Raw genomic sequence first — 21317 nt, forward strand, 5'->3', positions numbered from 1 at the left:
GGTAGGAATTTGACAGAGAAATGTGACCGGGCGCTTCGATCGAAGACCGGCGCTGCACCTAACGAGGGTGCCGGTGAAAAGGGCGCGGGAGACCGACTACAAGGAGGTCCCCCGTGGAGGGTGTCCACACTGCTGAAGCCGTCATAGACAACGGCGCATTCGGCACACGCACGATCCGGTTCGAGACCGGTCGTCTCGCGCGCCAGGCGGCGGGTTCCGCCGTCGCCTACCTCGACAACGACACGATGGTGCTCTCAGCCACCACCGCTTCGAAGTCGCCCAAGGAGAACTTCGACTTCTTCCCGCTCACGGTCGACGTCGAAGAGCGCATGTACGCCGCGGGCCGCATCCCCGGCTCGTTCTTCCGCAGGGAGGGCCGTCCCTCCGAGGACGCGATCCTCACCTGTCGCCTGATCGACCGGCCGCTGCGCCCGTCGTTCGTGAAGGGCCTGCGTAACGAGATCCAGGTCGTCGCCACCGTGATGGCGCTCAACCCCGACCACCTCTACGACGTCGTCGCGATCAACGCCGCGTCGCTGTCCACCCAGCTCGCCGGGCTGCCGTTCTCCGGCCCGATCGGCGGGGTGCGCGTCGCGCTCATCGACGGCCAGTGGGTGGCGTTCCCGACCCATCCCGAGCTGGAGCGGGCCACGTTCGACATGGTCGTGGCGGGCCGCGTGCTCGGCGACGGCGACGTCGCGATCATGATGGTCGAGGCCGAGTCCACCAGGGACACGCTCAAGCTGGTCGCCGAGGGCGCCGTCGCGCCCACCGAGGAGACCGTCGCGCAGGGCCTGGAGGCGGCCAAGCCGTTCATCAAGGTGCTGTGCGAGGCGCAGTCGCGCATCGCGCAGGTCGCCGCCAAGGAGACCGCCGAATACCCGGTCTTCCTGGACTACCAGGACGACGTCTACGCCGCGGTCGAGGCCGCGGTGAAGACCGAGCTGGCCGCCGCGCTGACGATCGCGGGCAAGCAGGAGCGCGAGAACGAGCTGGAGAAGGTCAAGGCGCTGGCCGCCGAGAAGCTCCTGCCCGAGTTCGAGGGGCGGGAGAAGGAGATCTCCGCCGCGTACCGCTCGGTGATGAAGAAGCTCATGCGCGAGCGGGTCATCAACGAGGGCGTCCGCATCGACGGCCGCGGCACCAAGGACATCCGCGCCCTGTCGGCCGAGGTCCACGTGGTGCCCCGGGTGCACGGCTCGGCGCTGTTCGAGCGCGGCGAGACCCAGATCCTGGGCATCACCACGCTCAACATGCTCCGCATGGAGCAGGTCATCGACACGCTCAACCCGGAGCGCACCAAGCGCTACATGCACAACTACAACTTCCCGCCCTACTCCACCGGCGAGACCGGCCGGGTGGGCTCGCCCAAGCGCCGCGAGATCGGTCACGGCGCGCTGGCCGAGCGGGCGCTGATCCCGGTGCTCCCGACCCGCGAGGAGTTCCCGTACGCCATCCGCCAGGTCTCCGAGGCGCTCAGCTCCAACGGCTCCACCTCGATGGGCTCGGTCTGCGCGTCCACGATGTCGCTGCTGGACGCCGGCGTGCCGCTGAAGGAGATGGTCGCGGGCATCGCGATGGGCCTGATCGGCGAGGGCGACACGTACGTCACGCTGACCGACATCCTCGGCGCCGAGGACGCCATGGGCGACATGGACTTCAAGGTCGCCGGCACCAAGGACGTCATCACCGCGCTGCAGCTCGACACCAAGCTCGACGGCATTCCCGCGAGCGTGCTGGCCGCCGCGCTGAAGCAGGCCAAGGGCGCCCGCCTGGCGATCCTCGACGTGATGCAGGAGGCGATCGCCTCCCCGGCGGAGATGAACCCGACCGCGCCGCGCATCATCACCATCAAGGTCCCGGTCGACAAGATCGGCGAGGTCATCGGCCCGAAGGGCAAGATGATCAACCAGATCCAGGACGACACGGGCGCCGAGATCACCATCGAGGACGACGGCACGATCTACATCGGCGCCACCGACGGCCCGTCCGCCGAGGCGGCCCGTTCGGCGATCAACGCCATCGCCAACCCGCACATGCCGGAGGTCGGGGAGCGCTACATCGGCACGGTCGTCAAGATCGCGGCCTTCGGCGCGTTCATCTCGCTCCTGCCCGGCAAGGACGGCCTGCTGCACGTCTCGCAGATCCGCAAGCTGCACGGCGGCAAGCGCATCGAGAACGTCGAAGACGTGATGAGCGTCGGCGAGAAGATCCAGGTCGAGATCGCCGAGATCGACGCCCGGGGCAAGCTCTCGCTGGTGCCGGTCGAGGTCATCGAGAAGGAGGCCGCCGAGAAGGAGGCGAAGGCCGCTACTGGGGCCGCCGAGGGCACGGAGGCCCCGCCTGCGGAGGAGGCCGCCGAACCGGCCGCCGAGGAGAAGCCGGAGCGGCCCCGCCGCACCCGGACCCGCGTCCGCACCCGCGGCGGCAGCAACGACGCGGATGACCGCAACTCGTGAGCGAGTTGACGAACCGCGGTGGGGGGCCCCTGGGGGCGGGGCCCACCACCGGTCTTACCGGACGACGCGGCGGCATTTCGGAGGCTCCGTGAGCGAGCGAACCGTCGAACACAGGGCCTTGCTCGCAGGGCCTCCGAAGGAGGTCCTGTGAGCACCACTACGCTGCACCCCGGCAGGGATGGCGCCGGGGTGGTGAGGCGCACCGTCCTCCCCGGTGGGCTGCGCGTGGTGACCGAGACCATGCCGACCGTGCGCAGTGTCGCGGTCGGCATGTGGGTCGGCATCGGCTCGCGCGACGAGGCCCCGGAGCACATGGGGGCCACCCACTTCCTCGAACACCTGCTGTTCAAGGGCACCTCCACGCGCGACGCGATGCAGATCTCCGCCTCCATCGAGGGCATCGGCGGTGAGATCAACGCCTTCACCGCCAAGGAGTACACGTGCTACTACGCACGCGTGCTCGACGAGGACCTGCCGATCGCGGTCGACGTGCTCGCCGACGTGGTGACCAGCTCGCTCATCACGGAGGAGGACGTCGAGTCCGAGCGCGGCGTGATCCTCGAGGAGATCGCCATGCACGACGACGATCCCTCCGACGTGGTGCATGAGCAGTTCGCCGCCGCCCTCTACGGCGACTCGCCGATCGGCCGGCCCATCCTCGGCACGGTCGACTCGATCAACGCGCTCGGGCGTGCGCGGATCGCCGAGTACTACCAGCGCTACTACCGGCCCCGCCGCACCGTCGTGTCCGTCGCGGGCAACGTACGGCACGAAGAGGTCGTCGAGCTGGTCACCAGGGCGTACGAGCGGGCGGGCGCGCTGGGCGGCCCCGCCGAGTTCGCCCCGCCGCGCACCAGCGGCCCGGGCGCCGAGACGCGCTCCGGTGTGCGGGTGCTCGACCGGCCGACCGAGCAGGCCAACCTGGTGCTCGGCACGACCGGCCTGTCCCGTACGGACGACCGCAGGTTCGCGCTCGGCGTGCTCAACGCGGCCCTGGGCGGCGGCATGTCGTCCAGGCTCTTCCAGGAGATCAGGGAGAAACGCGGCCTGGCCTACTCGGCCTACAGCTACACCTCGGCCTACGCCGACACCGGACAGTTCGGCATCTACGTGGGCTGCCTGCCGTCGAAGATCGACGACGTGCTCAAGATCTGCCGGGACGAGGTGTCCAGGGTGATAGCCCAGGGCCTGAGCGCCGACGAGATCATGCGGGGCAAGGGGCAGATGCGCGGCGGGCTCGTGCTCGGCCTGGAGGACACCGGCTCGCGCATGTCGCGCATCGGCAAGAACGAGCTGGTCTACGACGAGCTGATGTCGGTGGACGAGGTGCTGTCCCGCATCGAGGCGGTCACCCCCGACGAGATCGACGCGGTGGCCAGAGACGTGCTCGAACGGCCGCTCACGCTCGCCGTGATCGGGCCGTACGGCGACAAGGACTTCTCTGACGCCGTACGCCAGTGAGAAACCTGCATGGACCGCATTGAGCAGCCAAAACAGTGTGACGGCTGTCTGGTATAGGGTTGCCCTGTGATCAGGGTAGGTGTGCTGGGCGCCCGCGGCCGGGTGGGCGTCGAGGTGTGCAAGGCGGTCGAGGCGGCCACCGACATGGAGCTGGTGGCCGCGCTCGACAAGGACGACTCCATCGAGGGGCTCGAGGGCGCCGAGGTGGTGGTCGACTTCACCCATCCCGACGTGGTCATGGGCAACCTCGAATGGGCGATCAGGCACGGCATCCACCCGGTGGTGGGGACGACCGGGTTCGACGAGGGCCGGCTGGAGAGCGTGCGCGGGTGGCTGGCCGACTCTCCGGGCACCCACTGCCTGATCGCGCCCAACTTCGGCATCGCGGCCGTGCTCATGATGCACTTCGCCCAGCAGGCGGCCCGCTACTTCGAGTCCGTCGAGATCGTCGAGCTGCACCATCCCAACAAGGCCGACGCGCCGTCCGGCACGGCCCGGCGCACGGCGGAGCTGGTGGCCGAGGCGCGTGCCAAGGCCGGGCTGGGGCAGATGCCCGACGCCACGAGCACCGCGCTCGACGGCGCTCGCGGGGCCGACGTGGGAGGCGTGCACGTGCACGCGGTGCGGCTGTCCGGGCTGATCGCGCACCAGGAGGTGCTCCTGGGCGGCGACGGCGAGATCCTCACGATCCGGCACGACACGATGAGCAGGGCGGCCTTCACTCCGGGCGTGCTGCTCGGGGTGCGCCGGGTGCGCGAGCTGCCCGGCCTCACCCTGGGCCTCGAGCCGCTCCTCGACCTCTGAAGCGGCCTCTGGCCGCACACGACGTGCCCACCACCGGGCGGTCGTGGGCACGTCGTGAGGAGAGGGTCCCGGCTCCGCACAGCCGAGCCTACGAGCACAAACACTAATACGAGTGGCAAGATCCGCCTGACCCATGGGATCGTGTCGGCATGGTGCGATGGGCTGAGGCCGGGGAGCTGGCCGGGCTGGCCGCGGTGGAGCTGGCGGCGGACAAGCTTTTCGAGCAGGTGGGCATCGTGTTCCCGCCCGGCACCACCATGATCGAAGAGGTGGACGATCCCGGGGCCGTCCTGGTGGAGGGGACTCCTCCGGCGGGGTTCGCGCTGGTCGGGTGGGTGGACGGCAACCTGCACCTGGAGCAGCTGGCCGTGCATCCGCAGAGCATGCGCCAGGGCATCGGCGGGCGGTTGACGGCGGCGGTCATCGACCACGCGCGGGCCGCCGGGGCGCCTGCCGTGACGCTGACGACGTACCGGGACGTGCCCTGGAACGCGCCGTGGTATGCGCGGCACGGCTTCTCGGTGATGCCCGAGCAGGAGTGGGGGCCGGAGCTGCGCGCGGTGGTCGAGCACGAGCGCGAGCTGGGCATCGAGGTGGCGCCCCGCGTGGTGATGCGCCGCTAGCTCCCGCGGTAGGCGGCGAACCAGTCGACGGCGTAGTCCACGGCGGCGATCAGCGGGAACAGACGGGCCTCGGCCGCGCCCACCCGTCCGCGCCGCACCGCGCCGGTCTTGTCGAAGTCCGCGCCCAGCGCCTCGAAGTCGCTCACGTCCACGTCCACGTCCACGAACTCGCACCACTCAGGTCCCCGCCCGTCGTCGACCACGGCGCGGTAGCCGCGCCGGGGCGGGTCGCTGGTGTAGCGGTATTCGGCCAGGTGGAAGGTGGTGCACTTGTCGTAGCCGACGCCGAGCAGCAGGACCAGGGCGCCGGCGTCGTAGAGCCGGGCGAGCGGGGAGCGCTCGCCGAGCAGGCAGTCCCGGGCGTGGCCGCCGGTGATCTCCGCCGCCCGGGGTCCGACGGCGGCGAAGGACGTCTGCGGGTGGGCGCTGCGCAGGGCGCCGGGCAGGGTGCGTACGCATTCGGCGATCCGGCCCATCGACGTGGACGGGGTGGCACGGGGGTCGTAGGCCGGCATCGCGGAGCGGTAACGGGCGATCTCCTCCGGGCTCATCCCCGCGGTGGCGCTGCGGTAATGCGGCGAGGTGTCGGAGTTGGCGGAGGTGCCGCTGGGCACGGCCAGCGTGCCGTCGTCGCCGAGCAGCTCGCGGAGCACCGCGACCACCGTGTCGGGGCCGCCCTCGACGTGACCGATGCGGCTGAGTGCGGAATGCACGAGCACGACCTGCCCGGGTCCGATCCCCAGGGCGGCGAGGTCGCGCGCTAACCGGGCATTGTCGATCATAGGGTGTGAGATCACCATCTGAGCGGTCATTGCTCCTATTGTGCGATAGTTTCCATAAACGGCCTGATTTGGTCAGTAAACGTATGGAATAAGGTGGGCCAGAATGGCCCCCACCTGCACGTTGGCTGGCTATACTTCTACGGGCTGCAGCGCCAATATGTTGGTCAACGTTTTCCCGTCCATGCAATTGCAAGCAGTATGTCGCTGTTCCCACGCGTATTGATGACGCAGAGGTCATGTGGCCCGAGGGAAGCGGCTGGGGCGGGGGCGTGGAAGGAACTGACGCGGAGCGGCGCGGCTCGCCGCCTCGTTGGACGGCGGACTTCGTCCGAGTATGGGCGGGATCGGCCATCTCCACCATCGGCACCCGCACTCTCGGCGTGGTCTATCCGCTCCTGGCCCTCGCGGTGACGGGGTCGCCCGCAGCGGCGGGCTGGACCGGATTCGCCCTGACGCTCCCGATCCTGATCCTCTATGTCCCCGGCGGGGTTCTCGTCGACCGGATACCGCCTCGTTCGATCGTGCTCTTCGCCGAATCGGTGCGTGGGCTGACCGTGGCCAGTGTGTGCGTGGCGCTGTTCCTGGGTGAGGTGTGGCTGCCGCACGTGATCCTGGCCGCGTTCGTCGAGGGCGCGATGTGGGTGCTCTACATGCTGGCGGAGATGTCATTGGTGCCGTCCCTGGTGGAGCGGACCGGCCTGCGGTACGCGCTGGCCAGGACCGAGAGTGCCAGCCATCTGGCCTCGCTCGCGGGCAAGCCGCTCGGCGGCTACCTGTTCGGGCTGGGACATCTGATGCCGTTCGCGGTCAACGCCGTGCTCTTCACCGTGTCCTTCTTCCTGTTCTTCGGGATGCGCGCGGGCCCCGTCCGGCGGCCGGCGCGTCCGCCGCTGCAACGCGACCTGCTGACCGGATTCCGGGCACTCAGACACCAGCCGTTCCTGCGTGCCTCGGTCACGCTCATCGCCATCACCAATTTGATGGTGAACGCGATGATCATGATTTTCGTGGCCGGTTCCAGCGGCGTCACGTCGTTGACGGTCGGGCTCGTGCTGGCGTCCGCCGGAGTGGGGGGAGCCTTCGGGGCGGCCATGACCCCCTACCTCAGGCGGCCGATGCGTTCCATCCTGCTCGTTCACATGTGGGTCTGGGTCGGGGCGCTGTCCACTGCCGCGTTCGGCGCGATGCTGGAGGTCCGGCCGGTCTTCTTCGCCATGGCGCTGTTCATCACCGGCTTCGGCGGGGCCGTGAGCAACGTGTGCATCAGGGCCATCGAGGTGGAGTGCATCCCGCCGAAGACTCTGGCCCGCGTGGTCGGCGTCTCCCGGCTCACGTCCCACGGCGCGATCTGCCTCGCGGCGCCTCTGGGCGGCTTCCTGGTGACCTGGTTCGGCGTGGCGGGCGGCTCGTTCGTACTGCTCCTCGCGATGCTGTGCGTGGCGGTGCCGGCCACCCGCATGCGGGTGCTGCGCGACAACCTGGTCCCGGCCTCGCCCTGAAGCGCCGCCTGACGGCCGGGGCGTTCACCCGACGCCGGCCAGCCGCCGGGCGTCCTCGGTCATGTGCTCGGGTATCGCGGGGGCCGAGGCCGCGATGGCCTGCTGGGCCAGCGCCGCGGCTGAGGTGGTCTTGCCCGCCAGCTCCTCCACGCGCGCCGCGTACAGCAGCACCGGCCCGTGGTCCATGGCCTCGGTCAGGGCCTCCACCATCTCCTGCTGGGCTTCCTGCATGCTGTCGGTCTGCGCGAGCGCGAGCGCGTGCGCGACTTTGGCGAACGGCCAGCGCAGCGGCCCCGCCCGGTCGAGATCGCGCAGCGCGGCCTGCGGCCGGCCCATGCCGGCCAGGATCTGGCCGCGGCCGAGCAGGGCGTCGGTGTTGTTGCCCTCCCTGTCGAGCACGCCGTTGAGCACGCCCACGGCCGCGTCCGGATGTCCGCCTTGCCACAGTGCCCAGGCCAGCTCCGTCTGGATCGTCAGATCCGCCGGCACCCGGATCATCGCGGCGTGCAACTCGCGTACGGCAGCGGCGGGCGAGCCCTGCGCCAGCCGCAGCCTCCCGATGGCCGTGAGCAGGGGCCCGACGGCGGACGCCGTCCCGGCGGTCTCGAAGCTCCTGGCCGCCGTGCCGTAGTGGGCGATGGCCTTGTCCAGGTCTCCGTGCTGATGGGCGACGTTGCCGAGCAGCGACTCGATCTGCGCGCGCAGCGTGAGGTCGTGCTCATGCGCACGGGCCAGCGCCTCCTCGCCGAGCCTGGCGGCCAGGAAGAGATCGCCCTCGCGCAGCGCGCCCTCCGCCTCGCGGAGGCAGTCCGCGGAGCGCAGCTCGACGGGGATGGCCTCCACGCTCTGCTCGTCCTGCTTGACCGGCTGGAGCAGCCGGTCGTACGCCAGCTCGTACGAGCTCTTGCCCAGATGCTCGTCGGCCCGGAGAAGACGGCGCTTCACCAGCAGGGCGATCACGGTCTTGCCGACCCCCGCCGACCTGATCGCGCTCTGCCGGACGGCCTGCGGCCCACCCCCGGCCCGGCCGGGGAAGGTCAGCCGCAGCCAGGTCGTCAGCCGGCGCGCGTCGCCGTTGAACCGTTCGACGGCGATCGCCCGGATCTCTCTGGCATAGTGCTCGGACAGCGCCCTGTCGGCGTACCGGAGCACGTCGCCCCTTCTGATCTCGGTGGTCTCCGGGGACAGAGATCTCCACAGTGACTCGCAGACCACCTGCAGCTGGACCGGCTCCACCGCCTGCGCCCGCTGCCCGCTGCCCGACCGGGCCCTGATCGCGATGAGGTCCCGCACCACCTGCTCGGCCGCACCCTCGGCGAACGCGCGCCCCGTGCCCTCCACCGGCCTGGTGACCGCTTCCAGCGCGCCGTCGAAGCCCAGCGCGTCCAGGGCGTAGCGCTCCAGACTCGAGTCTTCGCTCTCCCGGTCGTCCAGCACGAGGCGGGCGAGCTCGCGTTCGTGCTTCAGCAGATCGGCGAGCCGGTCCGCGCGGATCGACATCAGCAGGCGCAGGTGGGGGTTCTCGCTCAGCGCCTCGGCGAGCTGGCCGAAGAACCAGCGCCGGTACGGCTGATGCCGCTGCCCGCCGGTGAAGAGCTCCTCGGCCTGGTCGATGGCCATCAGGACAGGTGTCGGCGCACCGAAGGCGTCGCGCTTGACCGGCCGGGACCGGAGGAACGCCGGAATCGTCATGCCCGTCAGCCGGGTGGGCGGCGCCGGCGGCGTCCACGACATCAGCAGCGCGAGAACGTACGGATTGTGGGCCGGCAGCGCGGCCCGCGGAAAGGACGACCCATAGGACACCCGGCCGAGCGGGAGGATGTCGGCCTCGCCCGGACTGAACAGCGGCACGACGCCCGCCTGGAGCAGCGAGGTCTTCCCGATCCCCGAGGCGCCGTACAGGACGGTCAGTCGCTGCTCCCGCCAGAGCTTTCGCACCTCGTGGGATTCGGCGCCACGCCCGAAGAATCGATGGCGGTCCTCGGCGCGAAAAGCGCGCGGACCTTTGTACGGTCCCGGCGCCGCCTGCGCACCCATGCCGGAAGTCGTCATGGCGATCCCCTCCGCAGCCGCGTTTCAGCGCACATTTCCTGCGTGACGGTCAAGGAGATCGATATCCTTGCACGTCCGGCGCGGCCGGCACACCCACCCGCGGCGACGAATTGTCGCCCGGGCGTGCCCGGTTTCAGGCTCGCTGGTGGGATATGCGGAGTCTGTCTTAAATGGAGCTCGAGAAGCGTGCCATTTGCTCCTTGTCGTCGGTCAGGCACGAGGTCAGCACTTCCCGGAGCGCGGCGCTGTCCATCTCGTGGAGATTGCGCAGGGAAACCGCTGTCACGTCGATCAGCTTGCCTGAGCCATACTGCCCGTCACGCATGTGCACTCCGTCCTTTTCGGTCACCCGAATGCTGGGTGACATGTGGGCGCTTATGAGCGTGCGTACAGGTCCCGCCCGACCGGGTCGAGCAAGATTTTTTATGTGTATTTATTCTGTGATAATCCGCCCGACTAATCAACCTTTACGATGGGGCCATACAGATATCGAACCTGTTCGGGTGTGGAGCGGAGGATCGACGTGTCGGAAAACTCGCACTCCATGGCGGCGCGGGCGCCGCAAGTCTGGGAACGGGTCCCGAAGCGTAATCCGAACTTCACCGGCCGTGCGGACCTGCTGCTCGCCCTGAGGAAGAGCATCAGCCCCGTGACCGCCGTGGTGGCGCAGCCCATGGCGCTGCAGGGCCTCGGCGGTGTGGGCAAGACGCAGCTCGCCGTCGAGTACGCCTGGCAGTACCGCACCCATTACGACCTGGTCTGGTGGGTGTCGGCCGACCAGCCCATGCTCGTGCCGTCGGCGCTGGCCGCGATGGCCACGGCGCTCGGCCTGCCGCCCGCCACCAGCACCGGGGTGGAGCAGGCGGCGCAGTCGGTGTTGCGCGCGTTGCAGAGCGGGGTGCCCTACCGCAGCTGGCTGATGATCTTCGACAACGCCGAGGAGCCCGACCTGATCAAGGACTACATTCCCAGAGGGACGGGCCACGTCATCATCACCTCCCGCAACTCGCGCTGGAGCGACTACGAGGACACGGTCGCCGTCGACGTGTTCAAGCGCGAGGAGAGCATGGCGTTCCTGCTCAAGCGCCTGGCTGGCGCGGTGACCGAGCCGGAGGCCAACCAGGTGGCGGAGGTGCTCGGCGACCTCCCGCTCGCGCTGGAGCAGGCCGCCGCCCTGTTGTCACGCACGCTGATGCCGGTCGACGAGTACGTCGGCCTGGTGAAGCAGCGGACGGGCGCCGTGCTCAACCTGGAGAAGTCGCCGACCTATCCGCAGTCCATGACGGCGGCGTGGCAGGTGTCGGTCTCGCAGCTCGAAGACCGCGTGCCGGCGGCGGTCGAGGTGCTGCGCTGCTGTGCGTTCTTCGGCCCCGAGCCCATCCCGCGCGACGTCTTCCGACGGGGCAACCAGGCGGTGGGCCCGCGGCTGGCACAGATCCTGTCCGACCCGATCATGCTCACCAACGCGCTGAGCAATCTCGAGCGCCTCGCCCTGGTCAAGGTGGAGCCGTCCACCCGCACCCTCCAGGTCCACCGCCTCAACCAGGCGCTGCTCCGCGACGAGACCAGCCCCGAGGACCGCGAGGAGCTGCGCCACGAGGTGCACATGCTGCTGGCGGGCACCGCCCCGAGCGACCCCGACGACACGGCCAGGTGGTCCCGGTTCGAGGAGCTGGCGGCCCACCTCGAGCCTTCCGGGCTCATCGAGTGCACGGTGCCGGCCGTGCGCAAGTTCGCCCTCGACCTCGTGCGCTACCTGTACGTGCGCGGCAGCTACAAGCAGGCGCAGGCGCTGCTTGACCAGTACATCGCGAAGTGGACGCAGGACAGCGGCCCCCGGCATGCAGACGTGCTGAAAGCCCGCATCCACCTGGGCCTCGTCTACCTGGGCCTGACCTTCTACACCAGGGCATCCGAGCTCATGTCGGAGACCTTGCAGGTGATGACCGAGGAGCTCGGTCCCGACCGTCCTGAGACGCTGTGGGCGAAGAAGAGCTACGCGGCGGCGCTTCGTGGCCGTGGTGAGTTCTTCCAGGCACGGCAGAGCGACCAGGAGCTGCTCGAGGCATACGAGCGGACTCCCGACAAGCGGGACGACCCCGACACTCTGCAGGCCCGTAACAACCTGGCGGTCGACTACGCGTTGACTAGCGACTACAACAAGGCCAGCAAACTGCTCCAGGAGGCGTACCTCCACATGAGCAGCCGGGAAGGCATCGGGCGCCGCGTCCTGCTCACCGCGTGGAGCAACCTGAGCCGGGCCGTGCGGCTGAGCGGCCAGTTCGAGGTGGCCACCGACGTGGCCGAGGAGGCGTACGCGTACGGCGTGGCGCAGCTCGGCGACGACCACCCCATCACCCTGCTGGCTGCCAAGGACTACGCGATCTCCCTGCGCAGGAGCGGGCGGCTGGGCGAGGCCCTGGAGCTCATGAGGAGCACCCACACCCGTCTGCACCGGTTGTACGGAGACGTGCACGCCGACACGATGGCCGCGGCCATCGGCCTGTCCAACGCACTGCGCGCCGACGGCGAGATCGAAGAGGCGCTGCGGATGGCGAAGCGCGGGCTCGACCACTATCCCGACGTGTTCGGCAACGAGCACCCGTTCACCCACGCGTGCAACGTCAACCTGGCGCTGCTCACGCGCCTGAACGGCGATCCCGCCAAAGCACGCGAGATCAGCGAACGGGCCCTGGCCGGCCTCACCGAGCGGCTCGGCCGCGACCACGACTACACCGTCAGCTGCGCCATCAACCTGCAGAACGACCTGGCCGCGCTCGGCCTGCACGACGAGGCCCGCCGCCTGGGCGAGGAGAACCACCGGCGGATCCGGGCGTCCTTCCACCCCGACCACTATCTCAGCCTCGTGTGCGCCGCCAACCTGAGCCTCGACCTGCGGGCCACGGGGGCGGAGAAGGAGGCCGAGCAGTTGTTGTCGGACACGACGCGGCGGTTGGACGCGGTGCTCGGGCGCGACCACCCCGAGACCCTCTCGGTGCTCGCCGGCGAGCGGCTCAACAGCGACTTCGACCCGCCGCCCATCTAGACCTGGGTGTTCGTCCTGACCCAGGCCTCCCTGTGGTGCTCGGACTGCAGGCGGGCCTGGGCGGCGGCGTCGGGCGTCACCGGCTCGGCCCGCCAGCGGCCCAGCGTGTCGCGCAGCGTGGCCACGAATTGGGTGCCGGGCTCCGTCAGCCCGCCGCTGTCCAGGAGCGTCCCGGTCGCCTGGTGCGCGGCCTCGCGCCAGCGGGCGAACTCGACCTGGGCCCGCGGGCCGTGCTCGGCGTCCTGGATGTGCCGCCGCCAGAACCCGGCCACCCCCGCGTGCGCGTACGCGCCGTGCAGCAGGCTGAAGAGCGGGCGCGGGTCCGGGCGCCAGGGCGCGTAGAAGCGGCGCCCGTCGTCGGGCAGGGTCAGCTCCACCACCGCGCTGAGCGCGTCCAGCTTGGCGTGCTGGAGCTCGTGGGCGAGGGTCAGCGCCATGCCGATGCCGTCGATGGGGTCGGACAGCGCGATCGTGCCGAACGTGACCCGCGCCGACGCGCTGTACTGCTCGGCCGAGCGGGCGACCACGGGCGTGAGCACCGAGACCGCGGCGGCCACCTCGCCCGCCACGGTCCGGTGGCGCGAGCGCAGGATCTCCCACGCCTCGTGCAGGCAGGAGGCCCACCTGCGCCGCCGCTCGCCGGTCAGGCGCCCGTCGGCGTCGTCTCCAGGCCAGCGGTACGGGTCGAGGTCGTCGATGGTCATGCTCACGCCGGGCGCGACGGAGACGCGGTGGAGGACCTGCCAGCCCGGCCGGTCGCCCGACACGTCCACCAGGTACGTACGGCCGCCGACCCGCAGCTCGGCCCCGCCCGCCGCGGGCTCGACCGTCACCTCGGCCACCTCCGGCAGGTCGCCGGGCAGGCTCAGCAGGCCGATCGACGGCAGCATGAGCGAGCCGCCGACCGGCACCTCCAGGCGGCAGGCGGTACGCGTGCGCACGGCCAGGGCCAGCGCGACCGCCGCCAGCCGCCCGGGCTCCGCGTGGCCCTGGCATGTGCTCAGCGCCCATGAGCCCAGCGCGGGGTGGCGCAGCAGGCGGCCGACCTCCTCAGGGGCGTCCGCCTCCATCTGTGACAGCGCCTCATAGGCGCGTGCCACGAGGGCGCCGTGCCGGTGTGCCCCTGCTTCGGCCACGAGCAGCCGTACCAGCAGGCGGTGCTTGCTCTCCTGCGCGGCGCACAGCTCGGCCACGGCCTGCGCGCCGCCCTCGCCGGCGGCCAGCCCGGCGAACGACGTGACGGAGATCCGGTGCGGGGACGGGCTCATCCGGCTCCCCGCAGCCGCGCCACGTCCCGCTCGCAGCGCGCGCCGATGTACGAGATCAACCGGTACAGGTCGGGGCAGTAGACGGAGCGCTCGGCGAAGCCGGCACCGGGGCTGTAACGGTGGGCGTACAGGCCGCCGCCGCAGGTGGACACCAGGTCGCAGCTGCGGCAGTCGGGGGAGAGCGCAAGCTCGCCGATCTGCCGCGCCACGATCGACGGATGCCGCAGCGCCTCGTCCAGCGGGTTCCGCAGGACGTGCAGCCGGGTCTCGGGCGCGCCGTGGTAGGCGCTCTTCAGGATGTCCGACTGCTCGATGCCGCCGTCGGTCTCGATCACGATCATGCGGATCGGCGACAGCCCGACGGCCTCCGCCCGGGAGTGGCCGCCCATGAGCAGGCGCATGATCTCCCGGAACAGCCGGATCTCGGTCTGCAGGACCGGGCTGTCGTACCAGCGGTCGAAGATCGTGATCAGCCAGTCGGCGTACGGCGTCTCGGGTGAGCCCGGCACGCGGAACGGGGGCGGCGTCGCCCAGTTGCCGTGCGGGAGGAGGAAATCGATCGCGGGCGGGTCGTACTCCAGCAGCGCCTCATACGTGCGCAGCGGATCGTTGCGCACGTCCACCGTGCACAGGATCCCGCTGAACAGGTGGTGGTAGGGCCCCGCGGTCAGCCGCCGCAGCGACTCGCTGACCAGGGCGTGGCTGCCGCGCCCGGTGGCGAAGCGGCGGTGCCGGTCGTGGCCCTCCGCGTAGCCGTCCATGCTCACCCCGACGCGGATCTCCAGCGACTCGAACAGCCGCAGGTACTCCTCGTCCAGCCGGACCGCGTTGGTCTGGATGTTGACGTTGACCCTGGTGCCGGTGGTGACCGCGCCTCTGATGCCGCGTACCAGCCGGGAGATGAGCTCGGGCCCCGCGAGCAGCGGCTCGCCGCCGTGCAGGACGACGTCGATCTCCGGCAGGTCGTGACGGGTGGCGTGCTCAGCGATCCGCTCGACGGCCCGGTCGGCGATGGCGTCGGACATCCTGCGGGGTTGATCGCGCCAGCTCTGGTCCGCCATCTCGTACACGTAGCAGTGGCGGCAGGCGAGATCGCAGCGGCTGTGGATCTTCAGGATGTACTGCTGGAACGCCAGCGGTTTCCAGCCGCCGGCCAGCAGCGCCCCGACGTCGAGCAATTCGGGGAATCCCCCGGTGAGCAGCGGCTGCGAATCAGGGCTTCCTAACAACGGCCACCCCTTATGCGTCGTGCGTCCCATCCTGGGCTCGATGAGCGGGAAACGGCGCTGGCCCCCGGTCCCTATGTCTCACGACTTCGATGGCTAGTCAAGATTTATGGCTGCTGGGACGAATTTCTTCTTGGTAATACAGCAATTCCTCGAAAAATAGGTATAGATCATCTACTTTTGTGATCACTGGAAGCCAGTCGTATGTGCCGAGCCCGTCGCGTTCCAGCGGAGACAGCAGGTGCGCGGTGGCCCTGAGCGCGTTCGGCGGGATCTCGATCGGCGCGGTCTGGGCCACGACCCCGCGGAAGGCCCGCGCGAGGGGGTGCTGCGGCCCGCGTACGCCGAGCGCCTCCAGCGCCAGGTCGGCGGGTTGCTGCGTGACCGCGCCGTCGGCCAGGTCGAGCGTGTCCGGGTTGGCGAGCGCGACGAGCACGCGCAGCTCGGGCGGCAGGTCGCGGAGCACGCGCGGCGGCCGGTCCGACTCGGTGCGCCGCTGCCTGCGCGCCAGCAGCAGCAGGACCTCGGGGACGCCCTCGCGCCGCCCGCGCAGCACCTCGGGCACGCAGTCCGCGAGCGGGCGGGCGGAGGCGGCCAGGCGGCGGCCCATGGCCTGCCTGACGAGGGGCAGCGACTCGCACAGCAGGGCCTCCGCCAGCTCGGGATACGCCTCGTCCGGGTCCGTCTTGAGCGCGTAGGCGTAGCGCCTGAGCGGGTCGACGGCGCGCGCGTCCGGCACCGTCTCGCGGGCCAGCCGGTCGAGGTCGCGCTCCGACTGCAGGATCGCCTTCGGGTGGCTCACCCCGGCCGCGGCCAGCCTGTTCTGGGCGAGCATCGCGCCGCCCGCCGCGCCGAGTGCCCCCGCCAGCAGCGCCGCGCTCAGCGGGATCGAACTGACCGAAGCGGTCGCCAGCGCGATGGCGATCAGTACCCCCGCCGCACCGATGGCCACGGCCAGCCAGCCGAGCAGCGTCTCCCGCCGGTTGACGACGTCGGTGCGGCTCCTGCGGAACTCCTCCCAGTCGGCCGCGGCCCGCTCGGCCCTGACCTGGGAGATGCGTTCCACCAGGTCCGCGCGCCGGGCGGGCCAGCCGGGAGGCGGTCTGCGCTGGTCCTGTTCGAGCCGCTCGGCCAGCTTGGCGAGCTCGTGGCGGAGCGCCGCCGCCTCACCGAGCCGGCCGACGTACAGCTCCTCGAGGCGCGCCCGCGTGGCCAGGTCGAGCTCGCCCGGCCGGCCGGCCTCTGCGGGCATGGAGGCGATCCGCTCGACGAGCCCGTGCAGCTCGCGGGCGAAGCCGGCGGAGCCGTCGGCCACCAGCACCTCGGGCAGCACGCCACGCAGCGCGTCCAGCACTGGCGGGCTGACGTACCCCGTGACCAGCAGCGCCGTGAAGGCCGAGCGGGCGGCGGAGCCGACGAGCTCGGTCGCGTTGAGCGCCTCGTCGTCGAAGAACACCGCCTCGGACAACTTGATCACCACTCGCGGCTCGCGCCGGTCGGGCAGCTGGAACGACATGATCCGGCCGTTCTCCTCGACCCGCTCGGCGGCCAGCCCGCCCGTGCGCAGCTCGTTCTCGACGAGCATCGCCAGACGGGCGAGGCTGGGGGAGCGGCTGTGGCGGGACGACGCGCCGGCGACCACTGCGGCGTCGATCGGCGCCGAGCGCGGCGCCGCGGCCTCGAAGCTCGACCAGGCCAGCTGCAGCAGCAGGCGGATGTTGCCGCCGCTGTGACGCAGCAGCTCCAGCAGGCCCTTCTCGGTGAACGGCCGGATGCCGTCGGAGGCGCCCTTGACCGCGGCGCCGATGTACGCCGAGAGCACCTGCCGCGCCTCGTCCGGCGTGAGCGGCAGCATGTGGCAGGCGCCGGCGTCGAGCCGCTGGCGCAGGTCCTGCGGCATGCCGTGCCATCCGCTCTCGCTGGTCACGAGCAGGAGCATGCCGGAGGCCTGCGGGATCACCTCGACCAGGCTCTGCAGGAGGCCGGCGTTCGCGGGCACCGGCTCGCCGTCCTCCAGCAGGAACTTCTCGCACTGGTCGAGCACCACCACAAACGGCCGCCCGCCCCTGGTCACCAGCGTGGTCAGTAGCTGCAGGCCGTAGCGGCAGGTCAGGGGGTCGTCGATCTGGCCGCCCACCCCGATCGCCGCCGCGGCGTCGGCACTGATCGGCTTGCCGCACAACCAGTCGTAGGCGGCCTCGGAGTAGCCGGGCCTGATCAGGTACGACAGCGCCCGCTGGAACCGCGGCGCGTCGCCCGCCACGGCGGCGATCTCCTTGGCCTGCTCCTCCAGCACCTCCCCGGACTCGACCTGGTCGGCGCCGATCAGCTCCGCCGGCTCGCCCTCGGCGGCGACCAGGTCACCCGCCGTTCTGGCGGCCAGGTCGCCCTCGATCGTGTTCAGGTAGCTCAGGCTCAGGTCGGCCAGCAGCGGCTGCGGCAGCTGGGAGACCAGGCGGCGGTAGGCCGCGACGAAGTCGTCCTCCTGGAAGCGCAGGTAGACCTGGACCGCCTCGGGGTTCGCGCCGTGGACGAACGCCATCATGTGGCGGGCGGCATGCGTCTTGCCGATGCCGTGGGCGCCGTACAGGCAGCTGAGCCCGCCGTCGCGCGGGAAGCCGTCGAGGTACGCCCTGGCCGCCCGCAGGGCCCCGCGCACGCCCGGGAGGATCGCGGTGGGGGTGAGGCGCGACCAGTCGCTCAGGAAGCTGGGCAGGGAGGTCTCCTCCGCGCTGGAGGTGCCCCGGGCCGGGAAGGGATTGCGGCGGGGGTAGTCAGCCATGGGTGCCTCCAAGCCCGTTCCATCTCTCGCCCTGCCAGATCCTGAGCCGCAGCCAGTTCTCGGGCATGTGCAGGTCGGCCGTCGGCCACGGGTCGTCCTTCTCGTACTCTCTGAGGCGGAACTCGAGCAGCAGCTCCAGGCGCCGCATGGCCTGGCCCACGGTGTACGTGCGGCCGCTCAGCGCGCCCCTGAGCCCCTCCTCGTGGAAGGGCGGGGGCGGCCGGCCGTTCCACCGGCGGCGGGCCAGCTCGGTGATCTGCTCCGGGGTCAGGGCGCCCAGGTCCACGATGTGCCCCCGCGCGGCGAACCGCTCCCGGTCGGCCATGGTCAGCCGGGCGGTGTTCGCGTGGTCGTAGGCGTCCACGACGAAGACGACGACCGTGCTCGTGCTCTCGAACACCTTCATGGCCAGCCAGATCAGCTTGCCGGCCGGCACACCCTCGTACCGGACGCCGAAGCCGACGTTCGCGGCGGCGAACGTGGCACCGGCGAAGCCGGCGAGTTCCTGCAGGTCGTACTCGTTCATCGGGTCGGTGCTGCTGCGCCGGCTGAGCTCGGTGAAGCGGGCGCGGAGCTCGTCAGGGATCTTGATCGCGCACTCGTTCATCTTGTTGCGCAGGTCGAGCAGCGTGGAGCACATCTGCGCGTACGCGTCGTGCGTCATGTCCTCGGGCTCGGCGTAATGGGTGACGAACGTGTAGCCGGGCTTGTCGCAGGCGTCGCGGTAGAGGCGCATCACGTGGTTGGCCAGCGAGGTCCGGCCGCTCTTGCCCACCCCGGTGATCAGGAAGAAGGCGGGCCGCTTCCTGGCGACCGCCCGCTCGACGGCCTCTTCGATCGCCGACATGCGGATGCCGGCCAGCTCGAGCAGCATCTCGCGATCCGAGTCGCAGGAGACGGCGTCCAGGGGCCCGACGGCGTAGGGGTTGCCTTGCAGGCCGTAGAGCTCGTAGCGGGCGTCGGCGGGGTGCATCTCACCCGCCGATCATGGTCAGGTAGTCGGGCAGCTCGGCGGCGGCCGGCTCGAACGCCGAGCCGGCGAACAGCGGCGCGAGGAAGCCGTGTCTGCCGTGGTAGGCCTTCGTCAAGCCCTGGATCTCCTCGGCCCGCGCGCCGAAGCGCAGCTGGAATCCCCTGAGCGCGTCGGTCGCCAGCTTGTCCTGGTAGACCAGCTCCAGTGCCACCAGCAGCGCCGGCTGCCGCACGACGTCCATGAACAGCTCGGGGCTCTGCACGCGCAGCACCACCAGGCGCACGACGAGGTCGGGCTGTAATCCGGCCAGGCTCGGCGTGCCCTCGATGATGGCCTCCGTCACCCGCAGCAGGTTGAGCACGCGTTTGATCTTCCGCGGGTTCGGCGCGACGATCCGCTCCAGCGTCGCGACGTGCCTGCCCGCGAGATCGCCCAGCAGCGAGCCGCGGATGAAGTCGCCCACCTCCGCCGATCCGATCGGGTAGAGGTGCAGCGGCAGCTGGATCATCTTGTCGAGGTAGTCGTCGGCGATGACGGCGTGATCGGGGAAGTCGAACGGCTTGTACTTCACCGACACCCCGCGGTCGACCACGTCCTTGGACAGCGCGATCAGCACGAAGACGTTCTTGAGGTCGAGGAAGAGCTTGATCGACTCGAGCACGTCGATGATCTGGTCGGGCTCGCACCTGTCGAGGTCGTCAACGAAGAAGATGATTTTTCGGCCCTTTTCGGCCAGGCGGTCGGCCTCTTCCTGCAGGAGCCCGCGCAGGCGGCCGGTCTGGCTGTCGACCTGGCCGCGGATCTCGGCGTACTGCTGGGCAAGCTTGCCGATCTTCTCCACGCTCGCGGAGCCCACGTTGATCCGCTTCAGCAGCTCGTCGGCGGCGAGGTTCAGCATGATGACGCCGAGCCGCTTGACGCTGTCGGCGAAGCGGTGCGCGGGGTCCTGGTCCAGCGCCGTGTGCAAGGCATTCAGGAGGGGGAGGAGCATCTCGGGCTCGCGGCGGTGCACCCAGGGGTTGAAATGCACGCGTACGAACTCCGCGCCGTGCCGGTCGAGGAGCCGCTGGTCGACCATTTGCAGCAGGGTCGACTTCCCGCTTCCCCACGCGCCGAAAACGCCGATGGTGAAAGGCGTCTGGGTGCGGGGATTGGTAATGACCGAAACCAGCGGGTCGACGTATCGCCGAAACTGCAGCAGATCCCCACGCCAATCCACCGGCGCGTCCGAGAGCATTGCGATATCGGCCATGATTCCCCCTAGTAAGAGGATGCATCGTCCGCACCGCCGAATATCACGGGTTATTGAACTGTGATATCGCCTTTCGCGTCGAGGTATGCGTCGACCTCGGCCAGGTAGGCGTCCTTGAGATGCCTGGGCAGCCAGGTGATCTCGAAGGCGTTCCGTTCGAGCTGGGCCAGCTCCGCACGGGTGAGCCGGAGCGCCTCCTGGAGCGCTTCGAGGTTCTCCCCGACGTAGCCGGCGAAATAGGCGGGGTCGTCGGAGTTGATCGTCACCCGGACGCCCAGGTCCATCAGCTTGCGGATGCCCTCGGCCTTCATCGAGTCGGTGACGTAGCCGTTGGAGATCGGGCAGCAGGTGAGCCCCATGCCCCGCTCCAGCACCACCGCGACCAGCCGCTGGTCCTCCAGGATGTTGACGCCGTGGTCGATGCGGTTGACGCCGATGTCCTCCACGGCCTGGCGGATGTGCTCGACCGAGTCGTCCTGGTCGACATCGCAGTGCATGGTGAGGAGATAGCCCTCCTGCCTGGCGCGCTCGTAGACCGCTGCGAACTTGGCCGGCGGGTTGCCCTTCTCGTCGGAGTCGAGCCCCACGCCCACGATCCACTCCTTGTACGGCAGCGACTCCAGCAGCGTCGCCATCGCGTACTCGGCCTGGAAGTCGCGCAGGAAGCACATGATGAGCTGGGCCCGCACCCCGAGCCGCGCCTCGGCGTCCATCAGCGCCCGCCGCAGGCCCCTGATCACCACGTCGAACGGCACGCCGCGCGAGGTGTGGGCCTGCGGGTCGAAGAAGATCTCGGCGTAGCGGACGTTCTGCTCGGCGGCCTTGCGCAAATAGGCCATGGCCAGGTCGTAGAAGTCGGGCTCGGTGCGCAGCACCTGCATGCCCTCGTAGTAGATCCGGAGAAAGGACGGCAGGTCGTCGAAGTCGTAGGCGGCCCGCATCGCCTCGACGGAGGTGTACGGCAGCTCCAGGCCGTTGCGCTCGGCCAGCTCGAACTTGAGCTCCGGCTCCAGCGTGCCCTCGATGTGCAGGTGCAGCTCGCACTTGGGGAGTCCCGCGATGAAGTCCTTCACCCGCCCAAGCCTAGAAG

Annotated in this window: 15 protein-coding genes; 6 read left to right on the plus strand and 9 right to left on the minus strand. The window is 70.1% G+C overall.

Annotation, left to right across the window (positions count from 1 at the left end; genetic code table 11):
• Window positions 1–113: 113 nt before the first annotated feature.
• The 4 genes from ABN273_RS17770 (at window position 114) to ABN273_RS17785 (ending at window position 5347) form a co-directional block, all read left to right on the plus strand.
• Complete coding sequence (locus ABN273_RS17770; RefSeq protein WP_349449993.1) at window positions 114–2459, plus strand: polyribonucleotide nucleotidyltransferase; 2346 nt, start codon at window positions 114–116, stop codon at window positions 2457–2459.
• Window positions 2460–2606: 147 nt separating this feature from the next.
• Entirely contained in the window at window positions 2607–3920 is a 1314-nt protein-coding gene (locus ABN273_RS17775) for a M16 family metallopeptidase (protein WP_349449994.1), read from the plus strand.
• A gap of 66 nt (window positions 3921–3986) precedes the next feature.
• Window positions 3987–4724, plus strand: coding sequence for a 4-hydroxy-tetrahydrodipicolinate reductase (gene dapB / locus ABN273_RS17780; protein WP_349449995.1), 738 nt, complete (start codon window positions 3987–3989; stop codon window positions 4722–4724).
• A 149-nt stretch (window positions 4725–4873) separates the two neighbouring features.
• Complete coding sequence (locus tag ABN273_RS17785) at window positions 4874–5347, plus strand: GNAT family N-acetyltransferase (RefSeq protein ID WP_349449996.1); 474 nt, start codon at window positions 4874–4876, stop codon at window positions 5345–5347.
• Here the strand turns inward: ABN273_RS17785 and ABN273_RS17790 are convergent.
• Window positions 5344–6159: an AAC(3) family N-acetyltransferase gene (locus ABN273_RS17790; RefSeq protein WP_349449997.1), complete on the minus strand. Its 816-nt coding sequence runs from the start codon at window positions 6157–6159 to the stop codon at window positions 5344–5346. The genes ABN273_RS17785 and ABN273_RS17790 overlap by 4 nt on opposite strands.
• A gap of 239 nt (window positions 6160–6398) precedes the next feature.
• Here ABN273_RS17790 and ABN273_RS17795 point away from each other — a divergent pair, with 239 nt between their 5' ends.
• A complete protein-coding gene (locus ABN273_RS17795; protein WP_349449998.1) occupies window positions 6399–7628 on the plus strand; it encodes an MFS transporter in 1230 nt (409 codons plus the stop codon).
• A 24-nt stretch (window positions 7629–7652) separates the two neighbouring features.
• Here ABN273_RS17795 and ABN273_RS17800 read toward each other — a convergent pair whose 3' ends face one another.
• Window positions 7653–9680 (minus strand): tetratricopeptide repeat protein, encoded by a 2028-nt coding sequence (locus tag ABN273_RS17800; protein WP_349449999.1) that lies wholly within the window; start codon window positions 9678–9680, stop codon window positions 7653–7655.
• Between the two features lie 166 nt (window positions 9681–9846).
• A complete protein-coding gene (locus tag ABN273_RS17805) occupies window positions 9847–10005 on the minus strand; it encodes an FxSxx-COOH-like cyclophane-containing RiPP peptide (protein ID WP_349450000.1) in 159 nt (52 codons plus the stop codon).
• Between the two features lie 198 nt (window positions 10006–10203).
• On the opposite strand from ABN273_RS17805, the gene fxsT reads away from it, so the two are divergent.
• On the plus strand, window positions 10204–12726 hold the full coding sequence (gene fxsT / locus ABN273_RS17810) for an FxSxx-COOH system tetratricopeptide repeat protein (protein WP_349450001.1): 2523 nt from the start codon (window positions 10204–10206) through the stop codon (window positions 12724–12726).
• Here fxsT and ABN273_RS17815 read toward each other — a convergent pair.
• The 6 genes from ABN273_RS17815 to ABN273_RS17840 all read right to left on the minus strand — a co-directional run bounded on the left by ABN273_RS17815 (window position 12723) and on the right by ABN273_RS17840 (window position 21300).
• Window positions 12723–13994, minus strand: a complete 1272-nt coding sequence (locus tag ABN273_RS17815) for an HEXXH motif domain-containing protein (RefSeq protein WP_349450002.1) — start codon at window positions 13992–13994, stop codon at window positions 12723–12725. The genes fxsT and ABN273_RS17815 overlap by 4 nt on opposite strands.
• Entirely contained in the window at window positions 13991–15223 is a 1233-nt protein-coding gene (locus ABN273_RS17820) for an FxsB family cyclophane-forming radical SAM/SPASM peptide maturase (RefSeq protein WP_349450003.1), read from the minus strand. Before ABN273_RS17820 ends, ABN273_RS17815 begins: the two co-directional genes overlap by 4 nt.
• 97 nt (window positions 15224–15320) lie before the next feature.
• A complete protein-coding gene (locus tag ABN273_RS17825; protein ID WP_349450004.1) occupies window positions 15321–18002 on the minus strand; it encodes a hypothetical protein in 2682 nt (893 codons plus the stop codon).
• The gene (locus ABN273_RS17830) at window positions 17995–18975 is read right to left on the minus strand and encodes a hypothetical protein (RefSeq protein WP_349450005.1); all 981 of its coding nucleotides are present in this window, start codon (window positions 18973–18975) and stop codon (window positions 17995–17997) included. The genes ABN273_RS17825 and ABN273_RS17830 overlap by 8 nt, the downstream gene beginning before the upstream one ends.
• Window position 18976: 1 nt before the next feature.
• Entirely contained in the window at window positions 18977–20227 is a 1251-nt protein-coding gene (locus tag ABN273_RS17835; RefSeq protein ID WP_349450006.1) for a KAP family P-loop NTPase fold protein, read from the minus strand.
• Window positions 20228–20277: 50 nt separating this feature from the next.
• Window positions 20278–21300: an adenosine deaminase gene (locus ABN273_RS17840; protein ID WP_349450007.1), complete on the minus strand. Its 1023-nt coding sequence runs from the start codon at window positions 21298–21300 to the stop codon at window positions 20278–20280.
• Window positions 21301–21317 lie beyond the last annotated feature (17 nt).

The sequence above is a fragment of the Nonomuraea sp. B19D2 genome, from assembly GCF_040137845.1.
Classification (GTDB): domain Bacteria; phylum Actinomycetota; class Actinomycetes; order Streptosporangiales; family Streptosporangiaceae; genus Nonomuraea.

Excerpts from the sequence above, each read along its gene's own strand:
- ABN273_RS17785 (WP_349449996.1), top strand. The coding sequence starts at position 4,874 with ATGGTGCGATGGGCTGAGGCCGGGGAGCTGGCCGGGCTGGCCGCGGTG.
- ABN273_RS17835 (WP_349450006.1), bottom strand. The coding sequence starts at position 20,227 with ATGGCCGATATCGCAATGCTCTCGGACGCGCCGGTGGATTGGCGTGGG.
- ABN273_RS17805 (WP_349450000.1), bottom strand. The coding sequence starts at position 10,005 with ATGCGTGACGGGCAGTATGGCTCAGGCAAGCTGATCGACGTGACAGCG.
- ABN273_RS17830 (WP_349450005.1), bottom strand. The coding sequence starts at position 18,975 with ATGCACCCCGCCGACGCCCGCTACGAGCTCTACGGCCTGCAAGGCAAC.
- ABN273_RS17790 (WP_349449997.1), bottom strand. The coding sequence starts at position 6,159 with ATGACCGCTCAGATGGTGATCTCACACCCTATGATCGACAATGCCCGG.
- ABN273_RS17825 (WP_349450004.1), bottom strand. The coding sequence starts at position 18,002 with ATGGCTGACTACCCCCGCCGCAATCCCTTCCCGGCCCGGGGCACCTCC.
- ABN273_RS17800 (WP_349449999.1), bottom strand. The coding sequence starts at position 9,680 with ATGACGACTTCCGGCATGGGTGCGCAGGCGGCGCCGGGACCGTACAAA.
- ABN273_RS17815 (WP_349450002.1), bottom strand. The coding sequence starts at position 13,994 with ATGAGCCCGTCCCCGCACCGGATCTCCGTCACGTCGTTCGCCGGGCTG.